Here is a 13,568-nt window from a genome sequence, read left to right on the forward strand (position 1 = left end):
AAATTGTAAATCCCCTTTAAAGGCCCTTCCCATGGTGACCGTACTTCAATCCTCTCTCATTCAGGTTATGGTCGGCGCCGTGCGCAAGGCCTGCAAGGGCGTGGCCCGCGACTTCGGTGAGATCACCGAATTGCAGGTCTCGAAGAAGGGCCCCGGTGATTTCGTCACCGCCGCCGACAAGCGTGTCGAGGCCGCCCTTAAGGAAGAACTGCTGCGCGTTCGCCCCGGCTATGGTTTCCTGGGCGAAGAATCCGGCGAGGTCATCGGCACCGACAAGACCCACCGCTGGATCGTCGATCCCATCGACGGCACCACCAATTTCATGCACGGCATTCCGCATTTCGCCTGCACCATCGCCCTGGAACGTGAAAACGAAATCGTCGCCGGCGTCACCTTCAATCCGGTGACCAACGACCTCTACTGGGCCGAAAAGGGCAAGGGCGCCTATCACAACGACCGCCGCCTGCGCGTCTCCGGCCGCAAAACGCTGGATGATGCCCTGATCGGCACCGGCCTGCCCTTTATTGGCAAGGCAGGCCATGCCCAGGCGCTCAAGGAACTGCACCAGATCATGCAGCGCACGGTCGGCATCCGCCGCAACGGCGCCGCCTCTCTGGATCTCGCCTGGGTAGCGGCGGGTCAGCTTGACGCGTTCTGGGAACGCGGCCTGAAGCCGTGGGACATGGCGGCCGGCCTGCTGTTCATCCATGAAGCCGGCGGCAAGTTCGGCGCGATCGACAATGACGAGCGCAGCCCGCTCCTCACCGGCGACCTTATCTGCGGCAATCTGGAGCTTTATCCGCTGCTGCTGGAAAAGCTGCACCTGGCCAAATAGCCTATTGATATTACAAATGAAATAACTTGACGGCGGACGATTTCCGGCAACTACTCTGCAAAAACAGAGAGGATACCATGGGAATCACCCGCCGTTTTGCTTTGGCCGCCGGCGCGGCCGCCTTTGCCCTGCCTGCCTTTGCTCTCCCCACCTTGGCACATGCCGAAGACACGCCGATTGCCCGCTCTTCCGGGGGCGCCATTCTCGGCGAAGGCCCCCTGTGGTCCGCGGCTGACAATACCGTTTACTGGGTCGATATCCGGGGCAAGAAACTGAATGCCCTGAGACTGAGCGACAACAGCGCTCAAAGCTGGGACATGCCCGACCTGATCGACTGGATCGTGCTGCGGAAATCAGGCGGCTTCCTGGTCGCCATCCTGCGTACCGTCCATGCCCTGACGCTCGATCCCTTCAGCCTGACCCCGCTGTTTACCATCGAAGCCGACAAGACCGACAACCGTCTGAACGACGCCAAGGTGGATGCGAAAGGTCGGCTGTGGACCGGCACCATGCATATGCCGTTCAAGGAAAAGACCGCCGCCTTCTATCGCATCGATACCGACCTGAGCATCCATCAAGTCGATGCCCCCTACCTCTGCACCAATGGCCCAGCTTTCTCGAAGGACGGTCGGACGCTTTACCATAACGAAACCAGCGAAGGCTTCGTCTATGCTTTCGATGTGCTGGCGGATGGATCCCTTTCCAACCGCCATGTTTTTGCGAAATTTGCCGAAGGCGTCGGCTTGCCGGACGGCATTACCACCGACGCCGATGACGGTGTCTGGGTGGCGCATTACGGCGGCAGCCGCATCAGCCGCTATACGCCTGATGGCCAGCTCGATTTCGATATCATGATCCCGGCAAAACAGGTCACCAGCCTAACCTTCGCCGGCCCGGATCTCGACCGCCTGTTCATCACCTCCGCAGCCCAGCCGCCAGTCGATACCGATGACCCGCACGCCGGCACATTGTGGGAAATTCCGAAAGCCCTTCTGCGCGGCCATAAGGGGCTGCCGACCAACGCCTTCGCGGGATAGATCAGGCGGAAACCTCATTCCTGATTGGGGAAACAGCTTGCCGACTCAGTTGGTAAAGTGCCAATTCATTCGCGTTGCAGAATGATGAAATGATGAAGATTACCCGTCGTAGCGTATTGATTTCGGGCGCAGCCGCCGGAGGCGCCATTGGATTGACTGCCCTCGCCTTGCCCACACTGGACAATGCGCCCGCGCTCATTCGCCGTTCCCCGCCAGGCGCGATCCTCGCGGATGAACCCTTGTGGTCGGCACGGGATAACACCCTTTACTGGGTCGATATTCGCGGCAAAACGCTTCACGCCCTGTCATTGACGGATGCCAGCACAAAGTCCTGGACAATGCCGGGCCTGATGGACTGGGTCGTATTGCGGGAAAAAGGCGGTTTCCTGGTCGCTATTCTGCGCACGGTCTACACCCTTACGCTTAACCCCTTTCTGCTGACGCCGCTTTTCACGATCGAGGCCGATAAAACAGAAAACCGGCTGAATGACGCCAAGGTCGACGCCAAGGGCAGAATATGGACCGGCACCATGCACATGCCCTTCAAGAAAAGGGATGCCGCTCTCTATCGCATCGATACCGACCTGAGCGTTCGCCTGATGGACGCCCCCTATATCTGCACCAATGGCCCGGCATTCTCGCACGACGGCCGGCATATGTATCACAACGAAACCGGTGAACGCATCATCTACGTTTTTGATCTGGCTACGGACGGATCGCTTTCCGGCAAACGTATTTTCACCCGGTTTTCCGAAGATGCCGGCCTGCCCGACGGCATGAGGGTGGACGCCGATAACGGCCTGTGGGTGGCACATTATGGCGGCGGCCGGGTCAGCCGCTATACGCCGGATGGCCAGCTTGATTTCGATATCAGGGTGCCGGCGAAACAGGTTACCAGCCTGACCTTCGCCGGTCCGAATCTCGACCGAATGTTCATCACCACCGCCGCCCAGCCCCCCGTGGCTGCCGATGACCGGCTGGCCGGCACGCTGTTCGAGGTGCCTGTGGCGCTGCTGCGCGGCCACAAGGGCGCGCCGACCAACGCTTTCGCGGGCTAATCGCTTAAACGCTCGGTCACAAGTTGCACCAGCGCCCGCAGCCGCGCCAGTTTCCCCAGGTCGCGGTGATAGCCGAAATACAGGTTTCGTGGCGGTGGCACCTCGCCCAGGTCAACCGTCTCCAGCCCCTCGATTTGCGCCGCGAGACGGCGCGGCAGGACCGCAAGCCCGGCTCCCATCCGGCACATACGTGCCTGGGCTTCGCGGTTGTTACTGCGGAATATGACCGGCGCGTCTGGTCGCCTCGCCTTGAGCCAGGCGACATCAGGCATATGGTCCAGAGCCGTATCCATCAGGATCAGCCCCATGTCGCGGTGATCGCTGCCCGCTTTTTTGTAGACGTCATAGGTCTGGACCAGCAGCCGGCGTTGCCTGATGTCGGGCTCATCAAACGCGCCGATGCGGAAAACCAGGTCGGCTTCGCGCCGCGACAGGCTGTAAAGCCGCGTATCGGTTACCAGTTCGATCGTTACATCGGGATGCCGGCGGCTGAATTCAGCCAGAATCGGCGTGAGCACATAGGTGCCGAACCATTCCGAAGCCGACAAACGCAGAAAGCCACTCAGGCGATCCGGCTTGCCGCTGACCTGGCGCGCTATGCCCAGCGCTTCCTCTTCCATCCGTTCCGCATGAGCCAGCACGGCCTGACCTTCATCGGTCAGGACAAATCCGCCGGACGTGCGCTGAAAGAGGCTCTGCCCCAGAGCCCCTTCAAGCGCCCGCAGGCGACGCCCCAGGGTCGGTTGGGTCTGACCGATTTGTCGCGCGGCCGCGCCAAGCGTGCCCGCGCGCGCAACCGCCAGAAAGATTTTCAGGTCACTCCAGTCCATGACGCCTCAATCAATTTTGCACGACGACTATGCATGAATAGCGATTTCAAATCAAATTTGCATGAATTAAAGTGGCGTCATTCACGAAAGGATACTGTCATGCGCGCCGCCCTCCTCACCGCAGCCCAGGCCGATTTCACCCTTGCCGATTTGCCCAAGCCCGAACCAAAAGCTGGAGAGGTGCGCGTGCGCATCAAAGCCAGCGGCGTCAATCCACTCGATACCAAGATACGCGCCGGAGTCGCGGCCCATGCGCGCCAGCCCTTGCCGGCCGTGCTCGGCATGGATCTGGCCGGCGTGGTGGAAACCGTCGGTGACGGCGTCACCGCCTTCAAGCCCGGTGATGAGGTTTACGGCATGGCCACGGGCATTGGCGGCCTTCAAGGTTCCCAGGCGGAATATGCCGCCGTCGACGCGGATTTTCTGGCGCTGAAGCCCGCCGCGCTTGATTTTCGTCAGGCCGCTGCCCTGCCTCTGGTGGTCATTACGGCCTGGGAGGGGCTGGTGGATCACGCCCGCCTCCAGCCGGGCCAGACGGTCCTGGTTCTGGGCGGCGCCGGCGGAGTCGGCCATGTGACGGTGCAAATCGCCCGGGCAATGGGCGCGAAGGTGTTCGCCACGGCCTCCCGAAAGGACTTCGACTACCGGCCTCGATCGGCGCCACGCCGATTGACCGTGATATGCCGGTCGCTGACCTGGTCGCGCAATATTCCGGCGGCGAAGGCTTCGATATCGTCTATGATACCGTCGGCGGCCCGGCCATCGACATGGCCTTCGAGGCGGTGAAGGTTCGCGGCCACGTCACCAGCGCCCTGGGACGCGAGGCGCACAATCTGGCGCCGCTCTCCCTCCGGGCCGCCACCTATTCGGCAGTCTTCACCCTGCTGCCCCTGCTGACAGGCAAGGGCCGCAAACACCATGGCGATATCCTGCGTGACATCGCCCAACTGGTCAATGCGGGCCAGATAATACCGCGCCTCGATCCGCGCCGGTTTGGATTGGCGGACGTTACCGCCGCCCATGCCGCCGTCACCGGCAAACCGGCCGGCAAGGTCATCATCGATATATAGATGGTGCGCTTGCCGGCAGGCCAAGGGGTCAGGCCGGAACGAGGTCCGCCGCCAGATAGCCGAGGATCGCTGTCCAGCCCTTGATATGGCCGTCGCGGGCGTCTTCACTGCGGAACTTGACCTGTTTCAGCGTAATCTCGGTCTGGCCCGGCGCCGGCTCGGCGAAATCGATCGTCACCACGCTGTCATCGAGCGAATGCGGCGATTCCCAGGTGAAGGACAGCCGCGTATGGGGCGATACCTCCAGATAGGTGCCGGAATGCGGGATTTCGCGCTCCGGCGTGACCATCACGATCCTGAAACGCCCGCCCTTGACCGGATCGGTCGTGACATGGGCAGCTTCCACGCCATCGGCGGCCGTGCGCATGAATTTCGCCAGGGTCGCCGGCGACAGCCAGGCATTGAATACGGCCTCGCGCGGGGCGGCAATGGTACGGTTTACGGTTAGTTCAAGCTCACTCATCAGGTTTCTCCTTAGATAAGAGTATGTTTTCCAGCGCAGCCAGGCGCAGGTCCCAGATCGACTTCAGTTGCCCGAACCAGCTCTCAGTCAGCCGCAGCGGTTCGAGCGCCGCGGTGAGGAAATGCTCGCGGCCCAAGGTCTGGCGAGTGACAAGCCCGGCCTCCTCCAGCACCTTGATGTGCTTGGAGACGGCATTGAGGGACATGTCGAAATGCGCGGCGAGCGCGGTCACTCTCATCGCCCCTTCCTGAACAAGGAGCGTGAGGATGTGCCGTCGCGTGGTATCGCCAACGGCCTTCAGTATGCGTGACAGATCATCGTCGTTCATTTATTCACCCATTTAGTTGAATATATGAACGCAATGAATTAGTCAACCATTTGGATGAATATTTTCAGTCGAATGGATTTAACGCGGGATCAGGCCCGCAAAGGACGCCCGGACGAGTTGCTCGACCTCATGGTCATTGACCAGGCCGTGCCCGGTCAGGAGCCGCATGATAAGCGGGCCATAAATAATATCCAGCGCCAGTTCGACGCCATAGCAACCGTCTATATCGCCGCGCGCCACGCCGCGTTCGTGGATGACATGCAGGCCGGCACGCCGCCGGCTGAGGAACCTTTCCCGGTAAAGCGCCAGCAGGTCCGGCGAGTTCAGGCACTCCCCCCAAAGCTGCATGATGCAGGGGCCGATCTTTGGATCGGTATAGAAGCGCGAAATCCCCTGGGCGTTCAGGACGAAATCTTCCACCGCCGAACCGGTATCTGGCACTACGGCCTGCACCTTGCCGCGACTCAGCAAGGCATCCAGTCCCAGGTGGAGCTTGCTGGGCCACCATTTATAGAGGGTGGCCTTGCTGACACCGGCGCGCGCCGCGATGGCATCCATGGTCATATCCTTGAGCCCCACCTCGATCAGCAGATCGATCGTGGTCTGGAGCACCGCCTCTTCCACCGCCTGGCTGCGCGGGCGGCCGGGTTTACGTTTCGGTTCATTTGCCGCGGGTGTCGTCACAGAATATGGTCCATCGCCAGGGAAACATCGTGCCAGGCCATATGTTCCTGGCGCAGGCTTTCAAGCTTTTTCAACGCCTTGTAATAGCCCTTGTGGCCCAAGACCAGACGCAGGGGTGGTTTTTCGGCCGTCAGGGCCTCGATCACCGAACTGACCCCGGCCAGCGGATACCAGGCGGGATTGCCAAGCGGCACACCCTGGCGCCGGCGCGTCCGGCCGGAGGTGTCATAATAGTCGTCGATCACCCGCTGGCCCACGATCAGCGAGTCGATCATGAAATCCGAACGAAACGGCACCGGCTCCAGCAGGGTGACGCCGATACCGAGCGGCCCGACCTCTTCGGCCAGCACTTCCGACAAGCCATCAATCGCCGACTTGGTGGCGGCGTAAATGCCCCAGCCCGGCCCCTCGCCCGTGATGGCGAAGGTCGACATATTGACGATCTGGCCCGATCTCTGCCGGCGCATCTGCGGCAAAATAGCACGAGTCATGCGCACAACACCCAGCAGATTGCCTTCGACGGCCTGAAGCACTTCCGCATCGGAAACCTCTTCGATGGCACCCAGAACCCCCATGCTGGCATTATTGATCAGGAGATCGATGCCGCCAAAATGCGCCACGGCCTGATCCACGGCATACGACACCTGGCCGGCATCGGCGAGATCGAGCGAGAGTACCAGCAGGCTGGCATCGCCATCTGGAAACGCCTCGATCACCTTGTCGATATTGGCGGCGGTGGCCACAACCTTGTCGCCGCGCGCCAGAACCTGGCGCACCAGTTCGAGGCCAAAGCCGCGCGTCAGGTTGGAAATGAACCAGACCCTGGGCTTTGGCGCAGGCATAGATTCAGCCGGCGCAGAGGCCGCACTCGCAAAAGATGACATTCGCTTCAGACCTTCCATCTGACGGGCTCAGGCCCGATGCCTCAACCACGGCGGGGTCTGAATGATGGACAATATATATACTATACGTTCAGTATTTACAATTGGTATCGCTATCACATTTTTATTCACAGGCTGAAGCAGGCCGTGACATCAATATAAGTAACTGAAATTATTTAAATTGGCTGTTGAATTGCAACTGTGCCAGGCGGGCATAAAGGCCGCCGCGGGATACCAGTTCATCGTGCGTGCCGACATCGACGACACGGCCGGCCTCCATCACCACGATCCGGTCGGCCTTGAGCACTGTGGCCAAACGATGGGCGATCACCAGGGTGGTGCGCTCAGACATGGCTTCATTGAGCGCCATCTGCACCAGGCGCTCATTTTCGGCATCGAGCGCCGAAGTCGCCTCATCGAGCAGCAGAATCGGCGCCTGGCGCACAAGGGCACGGGCAATGCTCAGGCGCTGCTTCTGCCCGCCGGAGAGCGACTTGGCGCGCTCGCCCAGCGGCTGTTTGAAGCCTTCCGGCAGGGCCTCGATAAAGGCGCGGGCCTGGGCCTTGTCGGCGGCGATGCGGATTTCGGTATCGCTGGCATTCTCACGTCCGAAACGGATATTGTCCTCCGCCGAGCCGGAGAACAGCGCCGTATCCTGCGCCACCAGCGACAGACGTTCACGGACCTCCCCGGGATCGGCAGAGCGGATATCGACGCCATCGATCTCGATGCGTCCGCTCGCATAGTCATAATAGCGCAGCAGAAGCTTGAAGACGGTCGACTTGCCGGCGCCCGAAGGCCCGACCAGGGCTACGGTTTCGCCCGGCTGCACAATCAGCGAGAAGCCATCAAGCACCTTTTGACCCGGCCGCGAGGGATAGGCGAAATGGATATCCTGAAAACGTATCTCGCCCCGCGCCAGCGCCGGCAACGCTACCGGCGCTTCCGGCACGGTAATGGTCGGCCGCGATCCCAGAAGTTCATCGATCCGCATCATGGCACCCGCCGCCTTCTGCACATCGCCCCAGGTCTCATTCAGATTGGCAACCGAACCGCCGGTCAGGATGGCCAGCATGACGAACTGGACCAGGGTGCCGTTCGACATCCGGCCATGCAGCACATCCTGCGCGCCCAGCCACAGCACGAAGGCGATGCCGCCAAAGACCAGCGTGATCACCATGGCGGTCATGGTGGCGCGCGTGGCCATGCGCCCGACCGAGGTGCGGTAGGTTTCTTCTACTGCCTCATCGAAGCGCTTACGCGTAAAGGCCTCACGCACAAAGGCCTGAACCGTTTCCAGCGCATCCAGCGATTCGGAGGCGAACCCAACAGCACGGGCGAAGCGGTCCTGCGTCTCGCGCGTCGCCTTGCCGACCTGGCGGCCGAAGACGATCAGCGGCACCAGCACGAAGGGGAAGGTGCAGAAGACCATCAGGGTCAGTTTCGGACTTACAAAGCTCATCATCACCAGCCCGGCCAGGAAGGTCAACAGGTTGCGCAGGGCGATGGAGATGGACGAAGCGACTAGTGTTTCGATGATCTGGATATCGGCGGTCAGGCGCGAAATCACCTCGCCTGTGCGGATCTTCAGGAAATAGCCCGGATCGAGCTTCAGGATGTGGGCGAAGACATCCTCGCGCAGATCGGCCACGACGCGCTCGCCCATGCGGGTGATGCAGTAGTAACGCAGAGCGGTGGCTATGGCCATGACGAGCGCAACCGCCCCCAGCACCAGAAACCACTGGTTCAGCACGGCGATATTACGCGAACCGAAGCCTTTATCGATCAGTTGCTTGGCGACGAAGGTCATGGCAGGCGTCGCCGCCGCCGACAACAGCAGGAACAGAATCATCGCCGCCCCAAGGCCTTTCTGCTTCCACAGATAGGGAATGAGCCTTGCCAGCGGCCTCAAATTGCGCGTCTTGCCGCGTGTGCCGGCGGCCTGACGGATATCGGCCACCAGTTCGGCGCCCGTGCCGGGGCGCCCTTCGGCGGTGTCTGTTTGTGCGGGAGTTGAATCAGCCATGGACCTGAGCTTTATACAGTCAGGACTTGCCTCGCAAGGAAGCTTCCTGTAAGAGCCGCACCTTCGGCACTCATGCCTCACACTTTTTATGGCGTCCGCACGCTGCTGGCCGGACGTATAAAGGAACAGATCGATGAAAAAGAAGGTCACCCCGACTATCACTGGATCACCGTCACCCTGACCGACGGTTCGACCTACCGCACCCGTTCGACCTACGGCAAGGAAGACGCCGTGCTGAACCTCGACATCGATCCGCGCACCCATCCGGCCTGGACCGGCGGCACCGGCACCCTGCTCGACCGCGGCGGCCGCGTTTCGCGCTTCAACAACAAGTTCGCCGGCTTCCTCAAGAAGTAAGGCGGGGCCGCCCCGCTGCGGTCACTTGTCAGAGTTTGGAAATCCGGTCCGGGGATCGCCCTGGACCGGATTTTTCTTTGGTCGGGAAAGTATCTTTCTTGTACCTCCCCACCTCTGGTGGGGAGGGGGACCGCACGAGACGCGAAGCGACGAGATGTGGTGGTGGGGTATCTTACTTTCTGCCTTTCCCATGCTAGAACCAGCCTATGCACACGCCCTACGACGGTTCCCACAAGCTTTTCACCATCGGCGTAAAGCCGCTCGATCCGGCTGACTGGATCGATGTCGATGACAGGCTGCTGGGTTATCTCGATGAAAAAGATCGGCTGGCCGAGCGTGTGCCGGAGAAAATCTTCGTGGCCGAGCCGGGCACCGAGGATGCGCAAGACGAAGTCCTGACCTTGCTGGCCGATCATCTGCCCGAACGTTTCCCCGACATCTATCAACGCATCGGCCCACAGATCGATATTATTCCAGCCTTCCGCCGCGTCCGGCTCGATACCCCCTATCCGCCCCTGCTCGTGGCCGGCGGGCTGGTGCAGGAAGACCTGGTGCTGATGCGGCGTGGCGAGGATGGCTGGCGGCTGGCGGCAGCACATCTGTGCTTCCCGTCCTCATGGCGGCTGCACGAAAAATTCGGCAGGGCCCTGCAGGACATCCACGCCCCGGTGCCGGATTTCGGCCGCGACACCCGCAACGCCACCATCATCGAGCGCATGTTCGACAATCTGCGCACTGAACAGCCGGTAATGCGCTGGAACTGGTCGCTGCACGCCGACGACACCCTGCATCACCCTCATTCCGCCGGGCAATGGCGCTTTGGTGATGAAAAGATCGACAGCCTTTATTTCCGCCTTGAACGCCAGACCCTGCGCCGTCTGCCCGAAAGCGGCGACATCCTCTTCACCATCCGCATCTATCTCGATCCGCTGGCGGCATTGGAGCAGCAGCCCAATGCCGACGAACTGGCCCGTGCCCTGATCAGCCAGCTTCAAGCCTATACGCCGGCCCAGCTTGACTACAAGGGCCTGACGCTGGAACGCGACCGCCTGATTACGCACCTCGAAGCCATAGCCAGCCGCTGACCCTCGCATTGTTTGCTTACAAATCGCCATGATAGCTTTAGCGCAAATCCGCGCGGGACTTCTCATGACAAAGACGCTTTGGCCTGTTGTTTTGCTGATGCTTTTAGGCGCCTGCCACAAGCCGACGCCCGAAGAACAGGCCGCCGCCGCTTTTACCGTTAGTCCGCTGCAACAGGGCGATGGCGCCGACCTGACCGGCTGCATCACCAAGATCGCCCGCGCCGTTGCCAAGCCTTCGTACATCCTGATCGAGGATTCGCTGCAGGGCGGCGCTACTGGCTACATCCGCATCAACGGCCGATTGACGAAGATTAGCATGATCTCTGGTGGCTCGGACAGCATTCACAGCGTCCGCAGCTTTGTCGACGCCTCGAACACCCTGTCCGTGGTCGAATCCTACGATATCAAGGACGCCGTCCCCGGTCAGACGGTGCGTCCGCTGACCGGCCAACTGATCGTTACCTGGAAGGGCGACACCCAGACCATAGCCATAGGCGGCGCCCGCAACTGCATCGATGCGCCATAAAACTATTCTTCCTTATGCACAAACGGAGAAAAGCCTTCAGTTTGGATGAGATGCTAGCCGGCTAGCGCTGCAGGTACGCTTGTACCTGCAAGCGACGACTGCGACGCAGATCGCCAAAATCAAGGCTTTTCTAAGCGGCCAGTTGTTCCTTGACCCTCTCCGCCAGCGTCTTGATATCCAGCGGCTTGGGCAGGAAGGAGATATTCTGCTCGGCTTCCAGCAGGTCGGAGAACTCCGATTCGGCATAGCCTGAAATGAACATCACCGGCACATTGCCCAGGATCGGCCGCGCCAGTTTCAGCATCGACGGTCCGTCCATACCTGGCATAATGACATCCGAGATCAGCAGGTCGAAGCGGCCATTTTCCGCTTCAATGATGGCCAGGGCTTCCTCGCCATCCTCGGCTTCCAGCACCTCGTAACCGCGCTGGCGCAGCAGGTGCGCTGCGATACCGCGCACGATCTGCTCGTCCTCGACGAACAGGATGCGGCCGACGCCCGACAGATCCTTCGGCACCGGCTTGGCGACGGCTTCGGGCTTCGCTTCGGCCTCAGGCTTTTCCACCTCGATCCATACCGGCAGGAAGATGCGGAAGGTCGCGCCCTTGCCCGGCGGCGAGACGATCTGGATATGGCCGCCGGCCTGCGCAATGATGCCGTGGACAGTTGAAAGGCCCAGCCCCGTGCCCTCACCCAGAGGTTTGGTCGTGAAGAACGGCTCGAACACCTGGGCAAGGATCTCCGGCGGAATGCCGGGGCCGGTATCGGAAACCTCGATCAGGGCCGATCCCTGTGCCGGCGCTTCCGGCCAGCCGTAGTCCTTTGCTTCATCCTGGGTCAGGCTGGCGGCGCGGATATTGACCTTGCCGCCGCCCTGGCCGCGCATGGCATCGCGCGCATTGACCACCAGGTTCATCATGACCATTTCCATCTGCCCCTTGTCGACATGGACATTGGGCAGGTTGCGGCCATATTCGGTTTCCAGCTTGACATCCTCCCGCACCAGTCGGCGCAGCAGAACCTCGGCCTCCGAAACCATCTCGCCGACATTGAGCGTGACGCGCTTGACCGTCTGCTTGCGGGCGAAGGCCAGCAGGTTGCGCACCAGATCCTCGGCGCGGGCAATGATCTGGCGGATGCCGTTCAGGTCTTCATAGGAAGGATCGCCAAGCGGGTGATTGACCAGCAACTGGTCATTACGGAACTTGAAGCCGGTCAGAAGATTGTTGAAATCGTGCGCCATGCCGCCGGCCACCTGGCCGATGGCCTGCATCTTCTGCGATTGCACCAGGGTCTGTTCCAGCTTCTTCTGCTCGGAGACATCGAACAGATAAAGGCTGTAGCCGCCGGAGACCTGCGACACATAGATTTGCAGGGCTCGGTCGGACTTGACGTTCAGACTGATATCGAACGGCCCGCTCTTATGGGTTGCCAGTTTCTCGGCCAGGGCCGCGCGGGAGTTTTCGGTCACCAGGTCGCCGAACACCATGCCGGTCAGCTTATCCGGCGCCAGCTCGGTCAACGCGGCGAAGACCGTGTTGAAATCGGTGATGCGCGCGGCGAAAAGATCATTGCCCGCTACCAGTGCCGCACCGAAGGGTGCCGCCTCGGCGAAGGCGTCCATCACGGCCTCCGGCAGGTCAGTCTTATGGTTTTCGGTTACATCCGGCAGGAAGGCGTCGTCCTGCACTGCCGGCGGATTTTCATGTTTCAGCATCAGGCCGTTGCCGAGCACGCCCTGGGAGGCCGCGCGCACCAGCACCAGGTCTTCGCCTAGGCGCGACACCACCATTTCATAATCGAAGCCACCGAGCCGGACCAGGGCGCGGCCGGTGCCCTGTGCTTTCGCTTCGCGCAGGGCGACGAAAAGCGCCGGCGCATGTTCGCCCTGCGGCAAACGTTTCATGCCGCCGCCGGCATCGCTCCAGGCCGGATTGACCGCCAGCACATGGCCGTCAAAAGCCGCCACCGCGGCCGGCTCGCTCAAGGCGCCGACAATATCGGACGCCCGGAAGCCTTCGCCGCTCAATATATCCGTCTCGCCCGTAAAGGCGAACAGGCCCAGCAGGGCCACACCGGCTACCGCCGCGATCAGGATGCCCAGCACGATACCCACCGGCAGATGTCCGGAAACAAGCCACACCGCCACGCAGGCGCAAACCACGATCACGGCGACAATGCCCGCCGTCAGCGGATTGACGAGATCACGCAGCCGGCTGATCAGCGAGGTCGCGGTGTTTTCCGGTGCGGATACCGGCGGGGCAATAGGCGCTGCGGACAAGAGACAACCTCTCTACACGAAATGCGGATGCTGAACGCCTGTTGTGCAAGCGAATCACTTCCTGAATACTAGACCATTTTGCATTCCGTGCGCAGGTTAACAAAACC

15 protein-coding genes are annotated in these 13,568 nt (G+C 61.1%); 8 read left to right on the forward strand and 7 right to left on the reverse strand.

The features are described from left to right. Positions 1 to 31: 31 nt before the first annotated feature. From NVV72_01800 to NVV72_01810, 3 genes are all read left to right on the forward strand, one after another. Positions 32 to 835, forward strand: a complete 804-nt coding sequence (locus NVV72_01800) for an inositol monophosphatase (GenBank protein MCR6658120.1) — start codon at positions 32 to 34, stop codon at positions 833 to 835. 77 nt (positions 836 to 912) lie between these two features. Further along, positions 913 to 1,872 carry an SMP-30/gluconolactonase/LRE family protein gene (locus NVV72_01805; GenBank protein ID MCR6658121.1) on the forward strand — a complete coding sequence of 320 codons (960 nt, stop codon included), beginning with the start codon at positions 913 to 915 and terminating at the stop codon, positions 1,870 to 1,872. 89 nt (positions 1,873 to 1,961) lie between these two features. After that, a complete protein-coding gene (locus tag NVV72_01810) occupies positions 1,962 to 2,930 on the forward strand; it encodes an SMP-30/gluconolactonase/LRE family protein (GenBank protein MCR6658122.1) in 969 nt (322 codons plus the stop codon). On the opposite strand, the gene NVV72_01815 is transcribed toward NVV72_01810, so the two are convergent. Then, positions 2,927 to 3,760 (reverse strand): LysR family transcriptional regulator, encoded by an 834-nt coding sequence (locus NVV72_01815; protein ID MCR6658123.1) that lies wholly within the window; start codon positions 3,758 to 3,760, stop codon positions 2,927 to 2,929. The genes NVV72_01810 and NVV72_01815 overlap by 4 nt on opposite strands. 99 nt (positions 3,761 to 3,859) lie before the next feature. Between NVV72_01815 and NVV72_01820 the strand changes: the two genes are divergently transcribed. Next, a complete protein-coding gene (locus tag NVV72_01820; GenBank protein MCR6658124.1) occupies positions 3,860 to 4,546 on the forward strand; it encodes an alcohol dehydrogenase catalytic domain-containing protein in 687 nt (228 codons plus the stop codon). Continuing rightward, the gene (locus tag NVV72_01825; GenBank protein ID MCR6658125.1) at positions 4,441 to 4,830 is read left to right on the forward strand and encodes a zinc-binding dehydrogenase; all 390 of its coding nucleotides are present in this window, start codon (positions 4,441 to 4,443) and stop codon (positions 4,828 to 4,830) included. Before NVV72_01820 ends, NVV72_01825 begins: the two co-directional genes overlap by 106 nt. Positions 4,831 to 4,858: 28 nt before the next feature. On the opposite strand, the gene NVV72_01830 is transcribed toward NVV72_01825, so the two are convergent. The 5 genes from NVV72_01830 to NVV72_01850 all read right to left on the reverse strand — a co-directional run bounded on the left by NVV72_01830 (position 4,859) and on the right by NVV72_01850 (position 9,212). Continuing rightward, positions 4,859 to 5,293: an SRPBCC domain-containing protein gene (locus NVV72_01830; GenBank protein MCR6658126.1), complete on the reverse strand. Its 435-nt coding sequence runs from the start codon at positions 5,291 to 5,293 to the stop codon at positions 4,859 to 4,861. Then, positions 5,286 to 5,621, reverse strand: a complete 336-nt coding sequence (locus NVV72_01835; protein ID MCR6658127.1) for a metalloregulator ArsR/SmtB family transcription factor — start codon at positions 5,619 to 5,621, stop codon at positions 5,286 to 5,288. The genes NVV72_01830 and NVV72_01835 overlap by 8 nt, the downstream gene beginning before the upstream one ends. Positions 5,622 to 5,699: 78 nt before the next feature. Beyond that, positions 5,700 to 6,305, reverse strand: coding sequence for a TetR/AcrR family transcriptional regulator (locus NVV72_01840; protein ID MCR6658128.1), 606 nt, complete (start codon positions 6,303 to 6,305; stop codon positions 5,700 to 5,702). Further along, complete coding sequence (locus tag NVV72_01845) at positions 6,302 to 7,147, reverse strand: SDR family NAD(P)-dependent oxidoreductase (protein ID MCR6658129.1); 846 nt, start codon at positions 7,145 to 7,147, stop codon at positions 6,302 to 6,304. Before NVV72_01845 ends, NVV72_01840 begins: the two co-directional genes overlap by 4 nt. 211 nt (positions 7,148 to 7,358) lie before the next feature. Then, entirely contained in the window at positions 7,359 to 9,212 is a 1,854-nt protein-coding gene (locus NVV72_01850) for an ABC transporter transmembrane domain-containing protein (GenBank protein ID MCR6658130.1), read from the reverse strand. Positions 9,213 to 9,284: 72 nt separating this feature from the next. Here NVV72_01850 and rpmE point away from each other — a divergent pair, with 72 nt between their 5' ends. The 3 genes from rpmE to NVV72_01865 all read left to right on the forward strand — a co-directional run bounded on the left by rpmE (position 9,285) and on the right by NVV72_01865 (position 11,180). Then, the gene (gene rpmE, locus NVV72_01855) at positions 9,285 to 9,569 is read left to right on the forward strand and encodes a 50S ribosomal protein L31 (GenBank protein ID MCR6658131.1); all 285 of its coding nucleotides are present in this window, start codon (positions 9,285 to 9,287) and stop codon (positions 9,567 to 9,569) included. A gap of 206 nt (positions 9,570 to 9,775) precedes the next feature. Next, a complete protein-coding gene (locus NVV72_01860; GenBank protein MCR6658132.1) occupies positions 9,776 to 10,654 on the forward strand; it encodes a DUF3445 domain-containing protein in 879 nt (292 codons plus the stop codon). A gap of 64 nt (positions 10,655 to 10,718) precedes the next feature. Then, positions 10,719 to 11,180 carry a hypothetical protein gene (locus NVV72_01865; protein MCR6658133.1) on the forward strand — a complete coding sequence of 154 codons (462 nt, stop codon included), beginning with the start codon at positions 10,719 to 10,721 and terminating at the stop codon, positions 11,178 to 11,180. Between the two features lie 130 nt (positions 11,181 to 11,310). Here the strand turns inward: NVV72_01865 and NVV72_01870 are convergent, their stop codons facing one another. Next, entirely contained in the window at positions 11,311 to 13,461 is a 2,151-nt protein-coding gene (locus tag NVV72_01870; GenBank protein ID MCR6658134.1) for an ATP-binding protein, read from the reverse strand. Positions 13,462 to 13,568 lie beyond the last annotated feature (107 nt).

The organism is Asticcacaulis sp. (genome assembly GCA_024707255.1).
Taxonomy (GTDB): Bacteria; Pseudomonadota; Alphaproteobacteria; order Caulobacterales; family Caulobacteraceae; genus Asticcacaulis.

Coding starts and splice junctions, on each gene's coding strand:
- NVV72_01860 (MCR6658132.1), top strand. CDS start 9,776: ATGCACACGCCCTACGACGGTTCCCACAAGCTTTTCACCATCGGCGTA.
- NVV72_01845 (MCR6658129.1), bottom strand. CDS start 7,147: ATGCCTGCGCCAAAGCCCAGGGTCTGGTTCATTTCCAACCTGACGCGC.
- NVV72_01820 (MCR6658124.1), top strand. CDS start 3,860: ATGCGCGCCGCCCTCCTCACCGCAGCCCAGGCCGATTTCACCCTTGCC.
- NVV72_01850 (MCR6658130.1), bottom strand. CDS start 9,212: ATGGCTGATTCAACTCCCGCACAAACAGACACCGCCGAAGGGCGCCCC.
- NVV72_01800 (MCR6658120.1), top strand. CDS start 32: ATGGTGACCGTACTTCAATCCTCTCTCATTCAGGTTATGGTCGGCGCC.
- NVV72_01830 (MCR6658126.1), bottom strand. CDS start 5,293: ATGAGTGAGCTTGAACTAACCGTAAACCGTACCATTGCCGCCCCGCGC.
- NVV72_01835 (MCR6658127.1), bottom strand. CDS start 5,621: ATGAACGACGATGATCTGTCACGCATACTGAAGGCCGTTGGCGATACC.
- rpmE (MCR6658131.1), top strand. CDS start 9,285: ATGCCTCACACTTTTTATGGCGTCCGCACGCTGCTGGCCGGACGTATA.
- NVV72_01805 (MCR6658121.1), top strand. CDS start 913: ATGGGAATCACCCGCCGTTTTGCTTTGGCCGCCGGCGCGGCCGCCTTT.
- NVV72_01815 (MCR6658123.1), bottom strand. CDS start 3,760: ATGGACTGGAGTGACCTGAAAATCTTTCTGGCGGTTGCGCGCGCGGGC.
- NVV72_01810 (MCR6658122.1), top strand. CDS start 1,962: ATGATGAAGATTACCCGTCGTAGCGTATTGATTTCGGGCGCAGCCGCC.
- NVV72_01825 (MCR6658125.1), top strand. CDS start 4,441: ATGCCGGTCGCTGACCTGGTCGCGCAATATTCCGGCGGCGAAGGCTTC.
- NVV72_01865 (MCR6658133.1), top strand. CDS start 10,719: ATGACAAAGACGCTTTGGCCTGTTGTTTTGCTGATGCTTTTAGGCGCC.